This is a genomic window from Micromonospora sp. NPDC049282 (genome assembly GCF_043197045.1).
Taxonomy (GTDB): Bacteria; Actinomycetota; Actinomycetes; order Mycobacteriales; family Micromonosporaceae; genus Micromonospora.
Genome location: NZ_JBICSL010000010.1, coordinates 92,997 through 108,025 on the forward strand (window position 1 = coordinate 92,997; position 15,029 = coordinate 108,025).

Annotated in this window: 11 protein-coding genes and 1 pseudogene; 8 read left to right on the top strand and 4 right to left on the bottom strand. The window is 73.2% G+C overall.

From position 1 onward, the window contains the following. Positions 1-5: 5 nt before the first annotated feature. Complete coding sequence (locus ACGFI2_RS17785) at positions 6-800, bottom strand: hypothetical protein (RefSeq protein WP_393517879.1); 795 nt, start codon at positions 798-800, stop codon at positions 6-8. A gap of 162 nt (positions 801-962) precedes the next feature. On the opposite strand from ACGFI2_RS17785, the gene ACGFI2_RS17790 reads away from it, so the two are divergent. Beyond that, entirely contained in the window at positions 963-1,775 is an 813-nt protein-coding gene (locus ACGFI2_RS17790) for a DUF3097 domain-containing protein (protein ID WP_393517882.1), read from the top strand. 168 nt (positions 1,776-1,943) lie between these two features. Here ACGFI2_RS17790 and ACGFI2_RS17795 read toward each other — a convergent pair whose 3' ends face one another. Beyond that, on the bottom strand, positions 1,944-3,257 hold the full coding sequence (locus tag ACGFI2_RS17795) for a serine hydrolase domain-containing protein (protein WP_393518178.1): 1,314 nt from the start codon (positions 3,255-3,257) through the stop codon (positions 1,944-1,946). 88 nt (positions 3,258-3,345) lie between these two features. Between ACGFI2_RS17795 and ACGFI2_RS17800 the strand changes: the two genes are divergently transcribed. The 3 genes from ACGFI2_RS17800 to ACGFI2_RS17810 all read left to right on the top strand — a co-directional run bounded on the left by ACGFI2_RS17800 (position 3,346) and on the right by ACGFI2_RS17810 (position 5,879). Continuing rightward, a complete protein-coding gene (locus tag ACGFI2_RS17800; protein ID WP_393517885.1) occupies positions 3,346-3,819 on the top strand; it encodes an NfeD family protein in 474 nt (157 codons plus the stop codon). A 5-nt stretch (positions 3,820-3,824) separates the two neighbouring features. Further along, on the top strand, positions 3,825-4,931 hold the full coding sequence (locus ACGFI2_RS17805) for an SPFH domain-containing protein (protein WP_393517888.1): 1,107 nt from the start codon (positions 3,825-3,827) through the stop codon (positions 4,929-4,931). Between the two features lie 129 nt (positions 4,932-5,060). Next, on the top strand, positions 5,061-5,879 hold the full coding sequence (locus tag ACGFI2_RS17810) for a hypothetical protein (RefSeq protein WP_393517891.1): 819 nt from the start codon (positions 5,061-5,063) through the stop codon (positions 5,877-5,879). An 11-nt stretch (positions 5,880-5,890) separates the two neighbouring features. Here the strand turns inward: ACGFI2_RS17810 and ACGFI2_RS17815 are convergent, their stop codons facing one another. Next, the gene (locus ACGFI2_RS17815; protein ID WP_393517894.1) at positions 5,891-7,558 is read right to left on the bottom strand and encodes a glycoside hydrolase family 27 protein; all 1,668 of its coding nucleotides are present in this window, start codon (positions 7,556-7,558) and stop codon (positions 5,891-5,893) included. 217 nt (positions 7,559-7,775) lie between these two features. On the opposite strand from ACGFI2_RS17815, the gene ACGFI2_RS17820 reads away from it, so the two are divergent. Then, complete coding sequence (locus ACGFI2_RS17820; protein WP_393517897.1) at positions 7,776-9,977, top strand: transglycosylase domain-containing protein; 2,202 nt, start codon at positions 7,776-7,778, stop codon at positions 9,975-9,977. A 180-nt stretch (positions 9,978-10,157) separates the two neighbouring features. Continuing rightward, positions 10,158-10,718, top strand: a complete 561-nt coding sequence (locus tag ACGFI2_RS17825) for a dihydrofolate reductase family protein (RefSeq protein ID WP_393518180.1) — start codon at positions 10,158-10,160, stop codon at positions 10,716-10,718. Between the two features lie 24 nt (positions 10,719-10,742). Here the strand turns inward: ACGFI2_RS17825 and ACGFI2_RS17830 are convergent, their stop codons facing one another. Further along, positions 10,743-12,581, bottom strand: coding sequence for a thiamine pyrophosphate-requiring protein (locus ACGFI2_RS17830; protein ID WP_393517900.1), 1,839 nt, complete (start codon positions 12,579-12,581; stop codon positions 10,743-10,745). A gap of 19 nt (positions 12,582-12,600) precedes the next feature. On the opposite strand from ACGFI2_RS17830, the pseudogene ACGFI2_RS17835 reads away from it, so the two are divergent. Beyond that, positions 12,601-13,504, top strand: a pseudogene (locus tag ACGFI2_RS17835) (TrmH family RNA methyltransferase). 27 nt (positions 13,505-13,531) lie between these two features. Then, complete coding sequence (gene argG / locus ACGFI2_RS17840; RefSeq protein ID WP_393517903.1) at positions 13,532-14,983, top strand: argininosuccinate synthase; 1,452 nt, start codon at positions 13,532-13,534, stop codon at positions 14,981-14,983. The last annotated feature ends 46 nt before the right edge of the window (positions 14,984-15,029 follow it).

Sequence of the window (15,029 nt, forward strand, 5' to 3'; positions counted from 1 at the left end):
GGCGGTCAGAGCCGCAGCGGTGCGTTGCAGGCGGCCACCAGGGCCTGCCGGCAGGCGGTGGTGAGCGGCCGCAGCGCCGCGTCCCGCTGCTGCGCCTCGTGGGTGTTCACCGCGCCGCCCGGGGCGCTCTCCCCGGCCAGGGCGAGCACCCGGTCGAGCACGGCCGCGCGGGCGAACAGCCGGCGGGACCGCGGGTCGAAGCCGGGCGGCAGGTCGGTGCCGCCGTCGGGGCGGCGCAGCGCGGCGAGCGCGCCGGCCAGCTCGGGTCGCCACTGGGCGACGTCCAGCCGGGTCAGCGCCGCGGTCGTCTCGGCCAGCGCGGCGGCCAGCTCTGCCTCGGCCTCCGCCGCGCCCGGCGTGACCAGGGACGCCTTCGGCGCGTCCGCCGGGAGCGGGTGGACCCGCCAGAGCACGGTTTCCCAGGTCATCCCCGAGCCGGAGGTGTGCGTGCGGACCTCGGGCACCAGCCCGAGCCCGCTGGCCACCACCGCCTCGCCGGCCAGCAGCGCGGCGCCGGCGAACGCGCCGGGGCCGGGCAGCCCGCGCGGGTCGCCGGGTGCGGGCAGCACCAGCCGGATCTCGTCGGGGGAGTGCTTGGCCAGGCTGGGCAGCGCGTCCCGCAGGGACACGTCGGTCCAGGTGCCGGGGGCGTCCGCGACGAGGTGCTCCTCGTCGCCGGCGATGGCGTCGGCGACCTCGTCGAACGGCACGAGCCCGGCGCGCCAGGCGCGCACCCAGGCGACGAACCGGCTCGACCGGCGCGGAGCCAGCGTGGCCGCGCCCGTTGCGGGGGAGGACATGCGGAAAGGGTACGTGGTAGCCGCCGCCGCTGTCTCGGCTGCCGCTCCGGTGGTGTGGCCTGCCCCCAACTACCCCCTTCGCACCGTTTCGTGCCGCAGGACGGGGACCCGCCCGGCGCGTCGGCGGGCGACACGCCGGGGTCGGTGGTTAGCGTGACCGGCATGGCAGGGCGATACGACGGGGACGTGCTGGCGGGCGACTGGCGGCGGCGGAAGGTGACCCCCGAGGTCGACGCCGAGCCCGACCTGGTGGTGGAGGACGCCGACTCCGGGTTCTGCGGCGCGGTGGTCGGCTTCGACTCCGGCGCCGTGGTGCTGGAGGACCGGCACGGGCGCCGGCGCAACTTCCCGCTGCTGCCCGCCGCGTTCCTGCTCGACGGTCGGCCGGTCACCCTGCGCCGACCGGCCGGGGCCCCGGTCCCCGCCGCCCGGCGGCGCACCGCGTCCGGCTCGATCGCGGTGGACGACGTGCGGGCACAGGTCGCCAAGGCCAGCCGGATCTGGGTGGAGGGCGTGCACGACGCCGCGCTGGTCGAGCGGATCTGGGGTGACGACCTACGGATCGAGGGCGTGGTGGTGGAGCCGCTCGACGGTATCGACGAGCTCGCCGCGGAGGTGCGCGCGTTCGCGCCCGGCCCGGGCCGGCGGCTCGGCGTGCTTGTCGACCATCTCGTCCCCGGCTCGAAGGAGAGCCGGATCGTGGCCCGGGTGACGTCGCCGCACGTGCTGGTCACCGGGCATCCCTATGTGGACGTGTGGCAGGCCGTGCGGCCGGCGGCGCTGGGCATCGCGGCGTGGCCGGTGGTGCCGCCCGGACGCCCCTGGAAGGAGGGCGTCTGCGCGGCGCTCGGGGTGGCCGAGCCGGCGGACATGTGGCGGCACATCCTGTCCCGGGTGGACAGTTTCGCCGACGTGGAGACGCCGTTGATCAACGCCATGGAGCGGTTGATCGACTTCGTCACCTCTCCTTCGTAGTTGGTTGCGGTCGAGGGCCGGGGGCGACCGTGCCCGGCTCCGGGCGGTCAGGCTTGATCCCTGCGCCGGTCACGGCCGCCCCCGGCCCCGTCGGGTGCCGGGTTCGCGGCTCGGTTCCGACCGCGGGGAGGTGAAGCTCGCAGGGCTCAGTGGGTCCGGTCCGGGGGCTCAGGGGGCCTGGTCGGGGGTGCGGGTGAGGACGAAGGTGGCGATGTCGAGGGCGACCGCCGTGCCGGAGGAATCGCGGACGACGGTGAGGATCTCGCCGTCCTGCGGGCCGGAACGGCCGCGCCAGCGGTCCGGCCCCTCCGGGGTGAAGCGGAGCAGCGGCCCGCCCACCTGCCCGCCCACCAGGTCACCCGCGGCATCGACGCGGAACTCGTACTCGCCGCCCATGAACCACCAGCGCCCGGTCAGGTCGGCCAGGTCGGCGGCGGGCGGCTCGGCCGGACGCCACGGGGCGGGCGCGGTCGGCTCGGCGTCCAGCACCCGGGTGAGCACGTCGCGGGCCAGTCCGGAGATGTGGTGCCCGCCGCGCAAGCCGTACGAGTTGGCGAAGTCCACCACGGCGGTCCGGGTCGGGCGGTGCACGACCAGACCGGCGACGTATCCGGGCATCGAGCCGCCGTGGCCCACGTACACCCGCTCGCCGACCCGGTAGCACTCCACGCCGAGGCCGTGCCCGCCGGTCCACGAGTCCGGGTCGCTGATCGCCACCGGGACGCACATCTCGGCAAGCGTCGCCGGGTCGAGCAGCGCCGGGTCCGGGTCGGCGAGGAACGCCGCCCAGCGGGCCAGGTCCTCGACGGTCGACCAGAGCTGCCCGGCCGGCGCCATCGCTCCGCTGTCGGTCAGCGGCTCCTCCCGCAGCGTCTGGTGCCAGGGGTGGACGACGAAGCCCCTGGCGTACGGCTCGGTCGGGGGCACGGTGGTGCGGCGCATGCCCAGCGGTGCCAGCAGCCGATCGGTCACCAACTCGGCCCACGGGGCGCCGGCGATCCGCTCCAGCGCGGCGCCGAGCAGCCCGTACGCCAGGTTCGAGTAGTGGTAGGTCAGGTGCGGTGGGTAGGCGATCTTGCCCCGGGTCAGTCCGGCGAGCAGGGTGTCCAGGTCCATGCCCTCGGCGCGTTCCCACCACCCGCCGTCCGGTTCGCGTTGCAGGCCGCTGGCGTGCCCGAGCAGTTGCCGGACGGTGAGCGCGCCGACCGGGGTGCCGGGCAGGTGCTTGTCGAGCGGGTCGTCCAGGGCGAGTCGGCCGGCGTCGCGTTGCTGCATCACCAGCACCGCGGTCATGGTCTTGGTGATCGAGCCGATCCGGTACTGCGTGTCACCGTCGGGGCGGGGGTGCTCGCCGGCGAGCGCGAGGTGGGCGACTTCGGTGTCGCGGACCACGCCCAGCGCGAGCGACGGGGCCCGTCCCTCGGCCTGGGCGCGGGCGACAAGCAGGTCCACCTGGCGTGCGGTTTCGGGCAGCAGAACCATCTCGTCCTCCTCGTCGCCGTGCGGTGGACCGAGCCTAGCGATCATGACAGTTCGATGACACGTGCCTGGACGTGTCACAGTTGGTCACGTGGACGCCGTGTTCTGGATTGTTCTGGGTGTGGTATTGGCGGTCGCCGAGATCTTCACGACGACGCTGTTCCTGATCATGTTCGGGGTCGGGGCGTTCGCCGCCGCCGGCGCCGCGGCGCTCGGCGCGCCGGTGGCGCTCCAGGCGGTGATCTTCGCGGTGGTCTCGGCGCTGTCGCTGGCCGTGGCCCGGCCGGTGATCCGTCGGCACGCCCGGTCCGCGCTGGAGACCGGTGACCGACCGTTCGGCGTCGAGGCGATCGAGGGGGCCACCGCGGTGGTCCTGGAGCCGGTGGACGCCGACCGCGGCATGGTCAAGATCGATGGCGAGTTGTGGACGGCCCGGTCGTTCGACGCGATGCAGAGCTATGCGGCGGGCGAGCGGGTGCAGGTGATAAAGGTCCGGGGCGCGACCGCCCTGGTGTGGCAGGACGACATTTCCGCCCCGGGCGAGTTGCCCGAAGCGAGAGGGTGAACCATATGGAGTTTGCAGCGATCCTGTTGATCGCCGTGGCGGTGATCGTCGTGGTGACACTGGCCAAGGCGGTGCGGATCGTGCCGCAGCAGCGCCAGGACGTGGTGGAGCGGCTCGGCAAGTACAAGCGCACGTTGAACCCCGGGCTCAACCTGCTCGTCCCGTTCGTCGACGCGGTGCGCACCAAGGTCGACATGCGTGAGCAGGTGGTCAGCTTCCCGCCGCAGCCGGTGATCACCTCCGACAACCTGGTCGTGTCGATCGACACGGTCCTCTACTTCAAGGTGGTCGACGCGGTCCGGGCCACCTACGAGATCTCCAGCTTCCTCCAGGCGATCGAGCAGCTGACCGTCACCACGCTGCGGAACGTGATCGGCTCGCTGGACCTGGAGCGGGCGCTGACCAGCCGCGACGAGATCAACAGGCACCTCTCCGGGGTGCTGGACGAGACCACCGGCCGCTGGGGCATCAAGGTGACCCGGGTGGAGATCAAGGCGATCGAGCCGCCGGCCAGCATCCGCGACTCGATGGAGAAGCAGATGCGCGCCGAGCGGGACCGCCGCGCCGCGATCCTCACCGCCGAGGGGCACAAGCAGTCGCAGATCCTCACCGCCGAGGGTGAGAAGCAGTCCGCGGTGCTGCGCGCCGACGGTGACCGGCAGGCGCGGATCCTCCAGGCGGAGGGCCAGGCCAAGGCGATCCGGACCGTCTTCGACGCGATCCACACCGCCAACCCGAGCCAGAAGGTGCTGGCCTACCAGTACCTCCAGGCCCTGCCGCAGATCGCCCAGGGCAGCGCCAACAAGGTCTGGATCATCCCGGCCGAGTTGACCAAGGCCCTGGAGGGGATGGGCGGCGCCCTCGGCGGGCTGAGCCAGATGGTGGGGGACACTCCCGCGCCGGAGGCGGCCGACCACGCGAGCCAGGTGGAGCGGGAGGCCGCGGAGGCGGCGCAGGCCGCGGCGGCCGCCGCCCAGCAGATCCACGACGAGGTACGGGTGGCGGAGGCGCAGGCCACCGGCGGCAACACGGCGAAGGGCCTGCCGGCCCCGGAGCCGGTGGCGCCGGAGACCCTGCTCACCGACCCGGCGGACCAGCGCGAGCGGGGCTGACCGGCAAATCCGAGAATCGCTCATCCGGCGCCCCGGCGCCTGCCACCATCGGTCTGGAAGGACGGTGGTGACCAGGGCCGGGGCGCCGTTGCGTGTTCCGGGACGCCCGTGACGCGAACGAGGTGACGCATGAAGGAACCGGCGAACCGGCTCTTCTCCCGTACCCCGGTCCCCGGCGCGCACGACCCCGGCGGGCCGCTCGGCTCCCGGCGGAGCGGGGGCGGGTTCGGGGTGCTGCCGTTCGTCTCCGAGCCGGGACCGGGCGCGCCGGCCACGGACGCGAGCTGGGCCTGGTCGGTCCGCCGGTTCGCCCGCGCGGCGGTCTGGCTGCTGCCGGCGTACGCGGTCCTCTACGGCGTGGTGGCGATGGCCAGCGACGGCGGGGTGGGCAACGATCCCTACCCGGCCGACGGGCAGCCGCTCTACCTGGTCGGCTGGGTGGCGTCGGTCTGGCTCGGCCTGCTCGCCCTGCTCGCGCTCACCGGCCTGCTCGCGGCCACCCGCTGCCGCCGGATCGCCCTGGCCGGGTTGCTGGCCAGCATCGGCGGGATGGTGCTGATGCTGCCGTTCGCCGGGCTGGCCGAGCAGACGCCGGTGTTCGGGCTGACCGCGCGCGGCATCGTGCTGTTCGGGGCGACCTGCTACAGCGTGGGCTGGTTCCTCACCGGTTGGTCGGTCGCCCGGTCCGGGATGTTCTCCTACGGCGACGGGACGATGCTGATGATCGCCGCCCCGCTGCTCGGCCTCGGTGGCGCGCTGATCGGCTCGTTGCAGACCTTCGGCGCGCTGTTCGTGCTGGTCGCCGGCATCGGCATCGGCTACCGCAGCGGTCGCCTGGTGCCCGAGACCATCGCCCGCGACGCGGCCAGTGCCAGCATCGCCACGGCTGCCGGGCCGGGCGGCGGCGCGACGCCCGGCGCCGGCGGCGGTCCGCTCGCCGCCGGCTGACCGGGTGCCGTCTAGCGCCAGCTCCACCGCTGGTTGTCGGCGGAGCCGCACGTCCAGAGCAGGATCTTCGTGCCGTTCGCGGTGGCCGCTCCGGACGCGTCGACGCACAGGCCGGACTGCACGCCCCGGATCGTCCCGTCGGTGTTGACGGTCCACTGCTGGTTGGCCTGACCGTTGCAGTCCCAGATGACCACCCGTGTGCCGTTCGCGGTGCCGGCGTTGTAGGCGTCCAGGCACTTGTTGCCGTAGATCGTGAGCTGCCGGCCCGAGGTGTACGTCCAGGTCTGGTTGGTCGCGCCGGTGCAGTCCCACAGTTGGGCCTGGGTGCCGTTGGCGGTGGTGGAGTTGTTGATGTCCAGGCAGCGGCCGGACTGCCGGCCGACGAGTGACCCGCTCCGGGCGCCGCCGCCCGGGTTCTCGGTGCCGCTGACGATCAGCAGGACGGCCTCGCGGGCGGGCACGCTCGCGCTGTAGCTGGTGGTCCGGGCGCCCAGGTCGGTGGCGGTCCACACGTTGCGTACGGTCGCGCCGGCGCCCAGCCCGAGGTCGGCGAAGCGGGCCGTGACGGTGGCCGCGGAGCCGGTGCGGTTGAGCAGCAGGACCGCCCGCCGGCCGGCGGCGGAGAGCACCTTGCTGTAGACCTGGAGTCCGGCGGTGTCCTCGGCGACCTTGACGCCCTGCCGGCTCAGCGGGTCCTGGTCGATGGCGACGACCTCCGGGTTGCCCAGGATGGCCCGGGTCTCGGCGGACATCGTGGTGAGGTTGTTGCCGGCGAGCAGTGGGGCGCCGGAGATCGCCCACAGGCTCAGGTGGGTGCGGTTCTGGGCGGCGCTGAATCCCGGCATCCCGGCGATCAGCATGTCCGGGTCGTTGTAGTGGCCGACGCTCTGGGCGGCCGGGTGCTGCGCGGAGTCGAAGTTGGCCAGTACGCGGTCCATGGACGGCTGCTGGCCGTAGTAGATGATGTCCCCGCTGGTGCGCCACATGGTGGACATGCCGGGTGCCCAGTCCCACGGGTTCTGCACGCCCCAGTTGCAGACCGACAGCACCATCGGCCGGCCGGTCTGCGCGGTGGCGCGGGTGATCGCGTCGCTGATGGCCTGGTAGGTGGTGCGCGGGTTGAGCCCTTCGGCGGAGCCGCCGCACCAGTCGACCTTGACGAAGTCGAAGCCCCACCGGGAGAACGCCAGGAAGTCCTGGTCGTAGTGCCCCTCGCTGCCGGAGCCGGGGGCGGCCGGCCGGCCGGTCGGGTAGTAGTAGCCGCAGCCGTCGCGGCCGGCGTCGGTGTAGATGCCTGCCTTCAGGCCCTTGCTGTGGATGTAGTCCGCGATGGCCTTCATCCCGCCGGGCCATTCGGCGGTGTCCACGGTGATGTTGCCGGCGGCGTCCCGGGTGCCCTGCCACCAGCCCTCGTCGATGTTGACGTACTCGTAGCCGGCGTCCTTCAACCCGCTGGAGACGAGGCTGTCGACCTGCGCCTTGATCACGTTATAGTTGATCTTGGCGGCGAACGTGTTCCACGACGCCCACCCCATGGGTGGCCGGCTTACCACCGGGTCCGCCGCAGTGGTCGTCGGGGCCTCGGCCGCGACCGCCGCCGGAGCGGCCGCGCCGGCGACCGCCGCGACCAGGGTGAGGGCGGCCGCCGCGACGGCCACCCTCGTGGTTGCTGCGCTCATCGGACGTTCCTTTCGTTTCGGGCAGGTTCCCGACCTCCGTCATTGTTAGCGCTAACATAGCAAGTCGTCAATAAAAGAGGGTTCGTCACCGGTGCGGACGGACAAAACCGGCAGCCCGGATGATCCGTGACCGACGGCCGGTGGTTACCGGTGAATTAACTGACAACCCGTCGCCGAGGGTGGTCGGCTCGCCACTTTCGTGGCAATCCTGGAGTCCATGCCGTCTCCCCGGTCGCCGCTGTCGCGGCTCCTCACCGTGCTGCTCGCGGGCCTGCTCGCCGGGCTCGTCCTCGCGCTCGCCGCGCTACCGACCGGCCTGCTCGGCGGCTTCGTCGCCAAGGCGAGCCTCGGGGCGTACGAGGAGCTGCCCGACGCGCTGCGCACCCCCGCGCAGCCCCAGCGCTCCTACCTCTACGCCAACGACGGCAAGACACTGATCACCACGTTCTACGACGTGAACCGCACCGACGTGCCGCTGGCCGAGATCGCGCCGGTGATGCGCCAGGCGATCATCTCGGCCGAGGACCGGCGGTTCTACTCGCACGGCGGCGCCGACCTGCGCGGCATCGCCCGCGCGCTGGTGGCCAACGTGAAGGGCGGCGGCACCGAGCAGGGCGGCTCCACGCTGACCATGCAGTACGTCCGCAACGTGCTCAAGACCGACCCGACCCGCACCGCCGAGGAGCGGCAGGCCGCCACCGAGCAGACCGTCGGGCGCAAGCTCCAGGAGATCCGGTACGCGAACGCGCTGGAGCAGTCCCTCAGCAAGGACGAGATCCTCAACCGCTACCTGAACATCGCGTACTTCGGCTCCGGCGCGTACGGCGTCGCCGCCGCCGGCCAGCGCTACTTCGGCAAGTCGCCGGCCGACCTGACGCTCGGCGAGGCGGCGCTGCTCGCCGGCCTGGTCCAGTCGCCCGACGAGTACAGCCCGATCGACGGCGACAAGAACCAGGCGCTCGCCCGGCGCGGGTACGTGCTCGACTCGATGGCCGAGACCGGCGCGATCACCGCGCAGCAGGCCGCGGCGGCGAAGGCCGAGCCGCTCACGCTGCACCCGACCGCCCAGCCCAACGGCTGCACCTCGACCGCGCAGGGCCACGACGACTGGGGCTTCTTCTGCGACTACCTGCGCCAGTGGTGGCTCACCCAGCCGGCCTTCGGCGGGACCGCCGAGGAGCGCGAGCAGGCGCTGCGTCGCGGCGGCTACCGGGTGGTCACCACGCTCGACCCGAAGATCCAGCGGACCGCGCAGACGCAGGCCACCAAGGTCTACGGGTACGACGACAAGCGCGCGTTGCCGATCGCGGCGGTCCAGCCCGGCACCGGTCGGGTGCTCGCCATGGCGGTCAACCGGCACTACAGCCTGGCCGACAACCCGGACGGGCAGGCCAACCACCCGAACACGGTCAACCCGCTGATCTCCGGCGGCGCCAGCGTCGACGGCTACCAGGCCGGCTCCACGTTCAAGATGTTCACCATGCTGGCCGCGCTGGAGGCCGGCAAGCCTCTCGCCACCGGCTTCGACGCGCCGGCCAAGCTGCCCACCCGCTACGCCTCCGACGACGAGGGCAACTGCGACGGCAGGTGGTGCCCGGGCAACGCCAACCCGGAGTGGATGGACGGCTACCGGATGATGTGGGACGGCTTCGGCCGCTCCGTGAACACCTACTTCGTCTGGCTGGCCGAGCAGGTCGGTGAGGACAAGGTGGTGGAGATGGCGCAGCGACTGGGCATCACGTTCCGAGCCGACTCCGACGCCGCGTTCGCCCGGGACAACGCCGCGAACTGGGGCGCGTTCACGCTCGGCGTGGCCGCCACCACCCCGCTCGACCTGGCCAACGCGTACGCGACCGTGGCCGCCGAGGGCACCTACTGCTCCCCGCTGCCGGTCGTCTCGGTGACCTCGCCCGGCGGCGGGACTGTCGACGTGGGTCAGCCGAACTGCAAGAGGGTGCTGGAACCCGACGTGGCCCGGGCGGCCACCGACGCGGCCCGGTGCCCGGTGGGCCAGCAGTCCGCGTACGGGCAGTGCAACGGCGGCACCGCCACCGGCGTCGACGGGATCGTCGACCGGCCGGTGGCCGGTAAGACGGGCAGTTCGGAGCGGAACGCCACCGAGACGTTCGTCGGGTTCACCCCGCAGGTGGCCGTCGCCGGCATCGCGGCGAATCCGGACGACTCGACCGACCTGGTGGGCTCCGCGGTGCAGGCCAAGGTGATCGACGCGGTGGCCCGGACCATCCGGACGGCGGTCGCCGGCAAGCCGGTGCAGGACTTCACCGCGCCCGGCCGGGAGCTGGTCGGCGACCCGCAGCGCCCGCAGCCCCGCCCGCAACCCCAGCGACCCACCCCGCCCCGCACCGACAACCGCAACCTCCCCTCCGACCTGCTCCGCTGGCTCCAAAACCGAGGCTGACCCACCCCCCCACCCGCCCCCACCCGCGCGCTGTTCCACGGAAAGAGTGGCCATCCGCGCTCCGATGGCCACTCTTTCCGTGGAACAGGGGTCACGGGGGTGTCGGGTTTGGGGAGGTGGCTCCGACCCAACTGCGAGCGCGCCCGGATCCGGGCGCACCGGTACGCGGAGGAGCGCACCATGGGCAAGGTCATCTACTGGGTGCACCAGTCGGTCGACGGCTTCATCGAGGGGCCGAACGGTGAGTTTGACTGGCCGGCCATGGGGGACGAGCTGTCCGCGTACTCCCTGGAGCTGACCGAGCGGGCCGGCGCGTTCGTCTACGGGCGGCGGGTGTGGGAGATGATGTCCTACTACTGGCCACAGGTCGAGTCGATCTCCGACCACCCGCACGACCTGGCGTTCGCGCCGATCTGGCGGCGTACCCCGAAGGTGGTCGTCTCCCGCACGCTCGCCGAGGCCGACCACGGCGCCCTGGTCGTCGGCGGCGGCGACCTGGCGAAGGAATTCACCGAGGTGCGGGCGCGGTTCGACGGGGACCTGCTGGTCACCGGCGGCACCGGCGCGGCGGCGGCGCTGACCGCGCTCGGGTTGGTCGACGAGTACCAGGTGGTCGTGCACCCGGTGCTGCTCGGCGGCGGGAAGCAGCTGCTGCCCGACCTGGCCCGCCAGGACCTGCGGCTGACCGGGACGCGCGGTTTCGACGGCCGCTCGGTGCTGCTGCGCTACGAGCGGGCGTGACCGCACCCCGCGGGACGCGGCCGGTCAGCGGCCGCGCCGGCGGGGTCGGTAGGTGGCGAGGGCGGCGGGCACGCCGCGCCGGATGATGCCGGCCCGGTCGCTGTCCCCGCGCAGCACCGCGGCGGCCGTCTTGCGGGCCTGCTCGGCGGTGAAGTGCGGCGGCAGCATCAGCTCCGCCGGGTCGACCACGGCGTTGACCACGGTCGGCCGGTCGGCGTCGAGCACCCGCTTCCACAGGCCGGGCACCTGACCGGGGGAGTCGACCAGCTCGCCGCGCAGCCCCAGCACCTCCGCCCACCTGTGGTACGCCACGTCCGGCAGGTCCTGGCTGTCCGGAAACATCGGCCTCCCCTCGCCGGAGCGCTGCTCCCAGCTGACGAACGCCAGCTCCCGGTTGTTGAGCACCAGCACCAGGAACCGGGGGTCGGCCCACTCCCGCCAGTACTTCGCCACGGTGATCAGCTCGTTGACGCCGTTCATCTGCATCGCCCCGTCGCCGAGCAACGCGATCACCGGGCGGTCCGGGTGGGCGAACTTCGCCGCCAGCGCGTACGGCATGCCGCCGCCCATGGACAGCAACGTGCCCGACAGGCTGGCCAGCATGCCGGGGCGCACCCGCAGGTGTCGGGCGTACCAGGCGGTGGCGGTGCCGCAGTCCACGGCGAGCATGGCGTCGTCGGGCAGCGCGTCGTCCAGCGCGACGAACAGCGACTGCGGGTTGACCGGGTCGGCGGGCTGCCCGGCCAGCTCGCGCTGGGCGGCCCGCCACTTGCCGGTGGCGTCGGCGATGGTGGCCCGCCAGGCGGTCGGCGCCGGGCCCGGGCCCAGCTCGTCGAGGAGGGCCCGCAGCGTCGGGCCGGCGTCGCCGGTCAGGTTCACCTCGGTCGGGTAGCGCAGCCCCATCCGGCTGCCGTCGAGGTCGATCTGCACCGCCCGCGCCTGGCCCTCCGGCGGGTAGAACTCCGAGTACGGCATCTGGCTGCCGACGATGAGCAGCCGGTCGCACTCGCGCATGAGCTGCGAGCTGGGGCGGGTGCCGAGCAGGCCGATCGCGCCGGTGACCCAGGGCTGCCGGTGGTCGACGGCGGCGAAGCCGAGCAACGCGGTGGCGACCCCGGCGCCGAGCCGGTCGGCGATCCGGCGTACCTCCTCCTCGGCGCCCAGCGCGCCCTGCCCGACCAGCATGGCCACCCGCTCGCCGCCGCGCAGCACCTCGGTGGCCCGGCGGACGTCCGCGGCCGGCGGCGCGGCCGGCGGGCTGCTCGGCGCCGCGCTGGTGCGGTAGTAGCCGTGCGCGTGCGGCGGCTGCGGCACCGCCGGTTCGTCCTGCACGTCGGAGGGGAGGACCAGGGCGGTCACGGTACGCCGGGCCAGCGCGGTGCGGCAGGCCCGGTCCACCAGGTGCCGGGTCTGCGACGGGTCGTCGAGCTGGGCCAGGAAGTCGCCGGCCACGTCCTTGTAGAGCGCGAGCAGGTCCACCTCCTGGTAGTAGCCGCCGCCCTCGGCGGGCAGGGCGGTGTGCCCGAGCAGCGCCACCACCGGCTGGTGGTCGAGCTTGGCGTCGTAGAGACCATTGAGCGCGTGGATCGCGCCCGGACCGCTGGTCACCACCACGCAGCCGAGCGGGCCGCCGCCGTACTTGACGTGCGCGCCGGCTGCGAAACCGGCGGTCTCCTCGTGGCGGACCTGGATGAACCGGGCGCGACCCTCGGCCCGTTGCAGCGCCGAGGTCATCCCGTTGATCCCGTCCCCGGGGTAGCCGTAGTAGCGGCGCACGCCCCACTCGGCGAGCCGGGCCACGATCTGGTCGGCGACGGTGGCGTCGCGGGGCAGCCGGCCGTCGTGGGGGTGGTCCGCGCCCATCGTGGTGGTCCTTTCGCCGCTGTCCGCCTCCCCGGCTCCGTTCCCCGCCCGGGACGGCGGAAACCCGGGCCGCACCGGGGCGGCCCGGGGCACCAGGCAGAATCCGTCAGGTGCCCGTCCACGAGATCACCGAACCCGACGACGACCGGATCGCCGACTACCGCGCGCTCACCGACGTGGCGCTGCGGACCCGGTGGGAGCCCCCGCACGGGTTGTTCATCGCCGAGGGGGAGCTGGTGCTGCGGCGGGCGCTGCGGGCCGGCTACCCGGCCCGGTCGTACCTGGTCGAGGCGAAGCGGGCGGACCAGCTCGCCGACCTCGACACCGGCGACGCCCCGGTGTACGCGGCAAGCGCCGAGGTGCTCCAGCGGACCACCGGCTTCCACGTGCACCGGGGCGTGCTGGCCTCGTTCCACCGTCGGCCGTTGCCGTCGGCCGCCGAGGTGCTGGCCGCCGCCCGGCGGGTGGTGATCCTGGAGGACGTCAACAACCACACCAACCTGGGCGCGATCTTCCGGGCCGTGGCGGCGCTCGGGGTGGACGCCGTCCTGCTGTCGCCGACCTGCGCCGATCCGCTCTACCGGCGCAGCGTCCGGGTCAGCATGGGCGAGGTGTTCGCGGTGCCTTACGCGAAGCTGGAGCGCTGGCCGGCGGGTCTGGACGAGGTGCGGGCGGCGGGCTTCACCGTGCTCGCCCTGACGCCGGCGCCGGACGCCGTGCCGATCCAGCGGCTCACCGACGACCAGCGGGCCCGGGCGGCGCTGCTGCTGGGCGCGGAGGGCGCCGGGCTGACCCGGGCGGCGATGGCGGCCAGCGACGTCCGCGTGGTGATCCCGATGCGGCGCGGCGTGGACTCGCTGAACGTCGCCGCGGCCACCGCGGTGGCCTGCTGGGAACTGGGCCGCGACGACACGCTTGCATGACCATGCGGGTTGGTGCATAATCTTCCTGTGTCCAAGGTTCTCACCTCCCTGCCCATCGGCGAACGTGTCGGCATTGCCTTCTCCGGCGGTCTCGACACCTCGGTCGCGGTCGCGTGGATGCGCGACAAGGGCGCCGTGCCCTGCGCCTACACGGCCGACATCGGCCAGTACGACGAGCCCGACATCGCCTCCGTGCCGGGCCGCGCGCTCAGCTACGGCGCCGAGGTGGCCCGGCTGGTCGACTGCCGCGCCGCCCTGGTCGAGGAGGGTCTCGCGGCGCTGACCTGCGGCGCCTTCCACATCCGCTCCGGCGGGCGGGCCTACTTCAACACCACGCCGCTGGGTCGCGCCGTCACCGGCACCCTGCTGGTGCGGGCGATGATCTCCGACGACGTCCAGATCTGGGGCGACGGCTCGACGTTCAAGGGCAACGACATCGAGCGGTTCTACCGGTACGGCCTGCTGGCCAACCCGCAGCTGCGCATCTACAAGCCGTGGCTCGACACCGCCTTCGTCACCGAGCTGGGTGGGCGCAAGGAGATGTCGGAGTGGCTGCTCGACCGTGACCTGCCCTACCGGGACAGCACCGAGAAGGCGTACTCCACCGACGCCAACATCTGGGGCGCCACCCACGAGGCGAAGACCCTCGAACACCTCGACACCGGCATCGAGACGGTCAGCCCGATCATGGGGGTCCGGTTCTGGGACCCGGCGGTGGAGATCCCCACCGAGGACGTGACGGTCGGCTTCGACCAGGGCCGCCCGGTCACGATCAACGGCAAGGAGTTCGGCAGCCCAGTGGACCTGGTGCTGGAGGCCAACGCCATCGGCGGCCGGCACGGCCTCGGCATGTCCGACCAGATCGAGAACCGGATCATCGAGGCCAAGAGCCGGGGCATCTACGAGGCGCCCGGCATGGCGCTGCTGCACGCCGCGTACGAGCGGCTGGTCAACGCCATCCACAACGAGGACACCCTGGCGAACTACCACACCGAGGGCCGCCGCCTCGGCCGGCTGATGTACGAGGGACGCTGGCTCGACCCGCAGGCGCTGATGCTGCGCGAGTCGTTGCAGCGCTGGGTCGGCACCGCGATCACCGGTGAGGTGACGCTCCGGCTGCGCCGGGGCGAGGACTACTCGATCCTGGACACCACCGGGCCGGCGTTCAGCTACCACCCGGACAAGCTGTCGATGGAGCGCACCGAGGACTCGGCGTTCGGCCCGTCCGACCGGATCGGCCAGCTCACCATGCGCAACCTGGACATCGCCGACTCCCGGGCCAAGCTGGAGCAGTACGCCTCGCTCGGCATGGTCGGCGGCACCGCCCCGCAGCGGATGGTCGGCGCCGCGCAGGCGGCCTCGACCGGCCTGATCGGCGCGATGCCCGAGGGCGGCGCGGAGGCCATCGCCTCCCGGGGCGTCCCCTCGGCCGAGGACGAGTGGCTCGACCGGGCCGCGATGGAGTTCGGCGTCGACTGAGCGGAGCGTCCGCCCGGGGCGGGCTCTCGGCATCGGCGGTGACGCA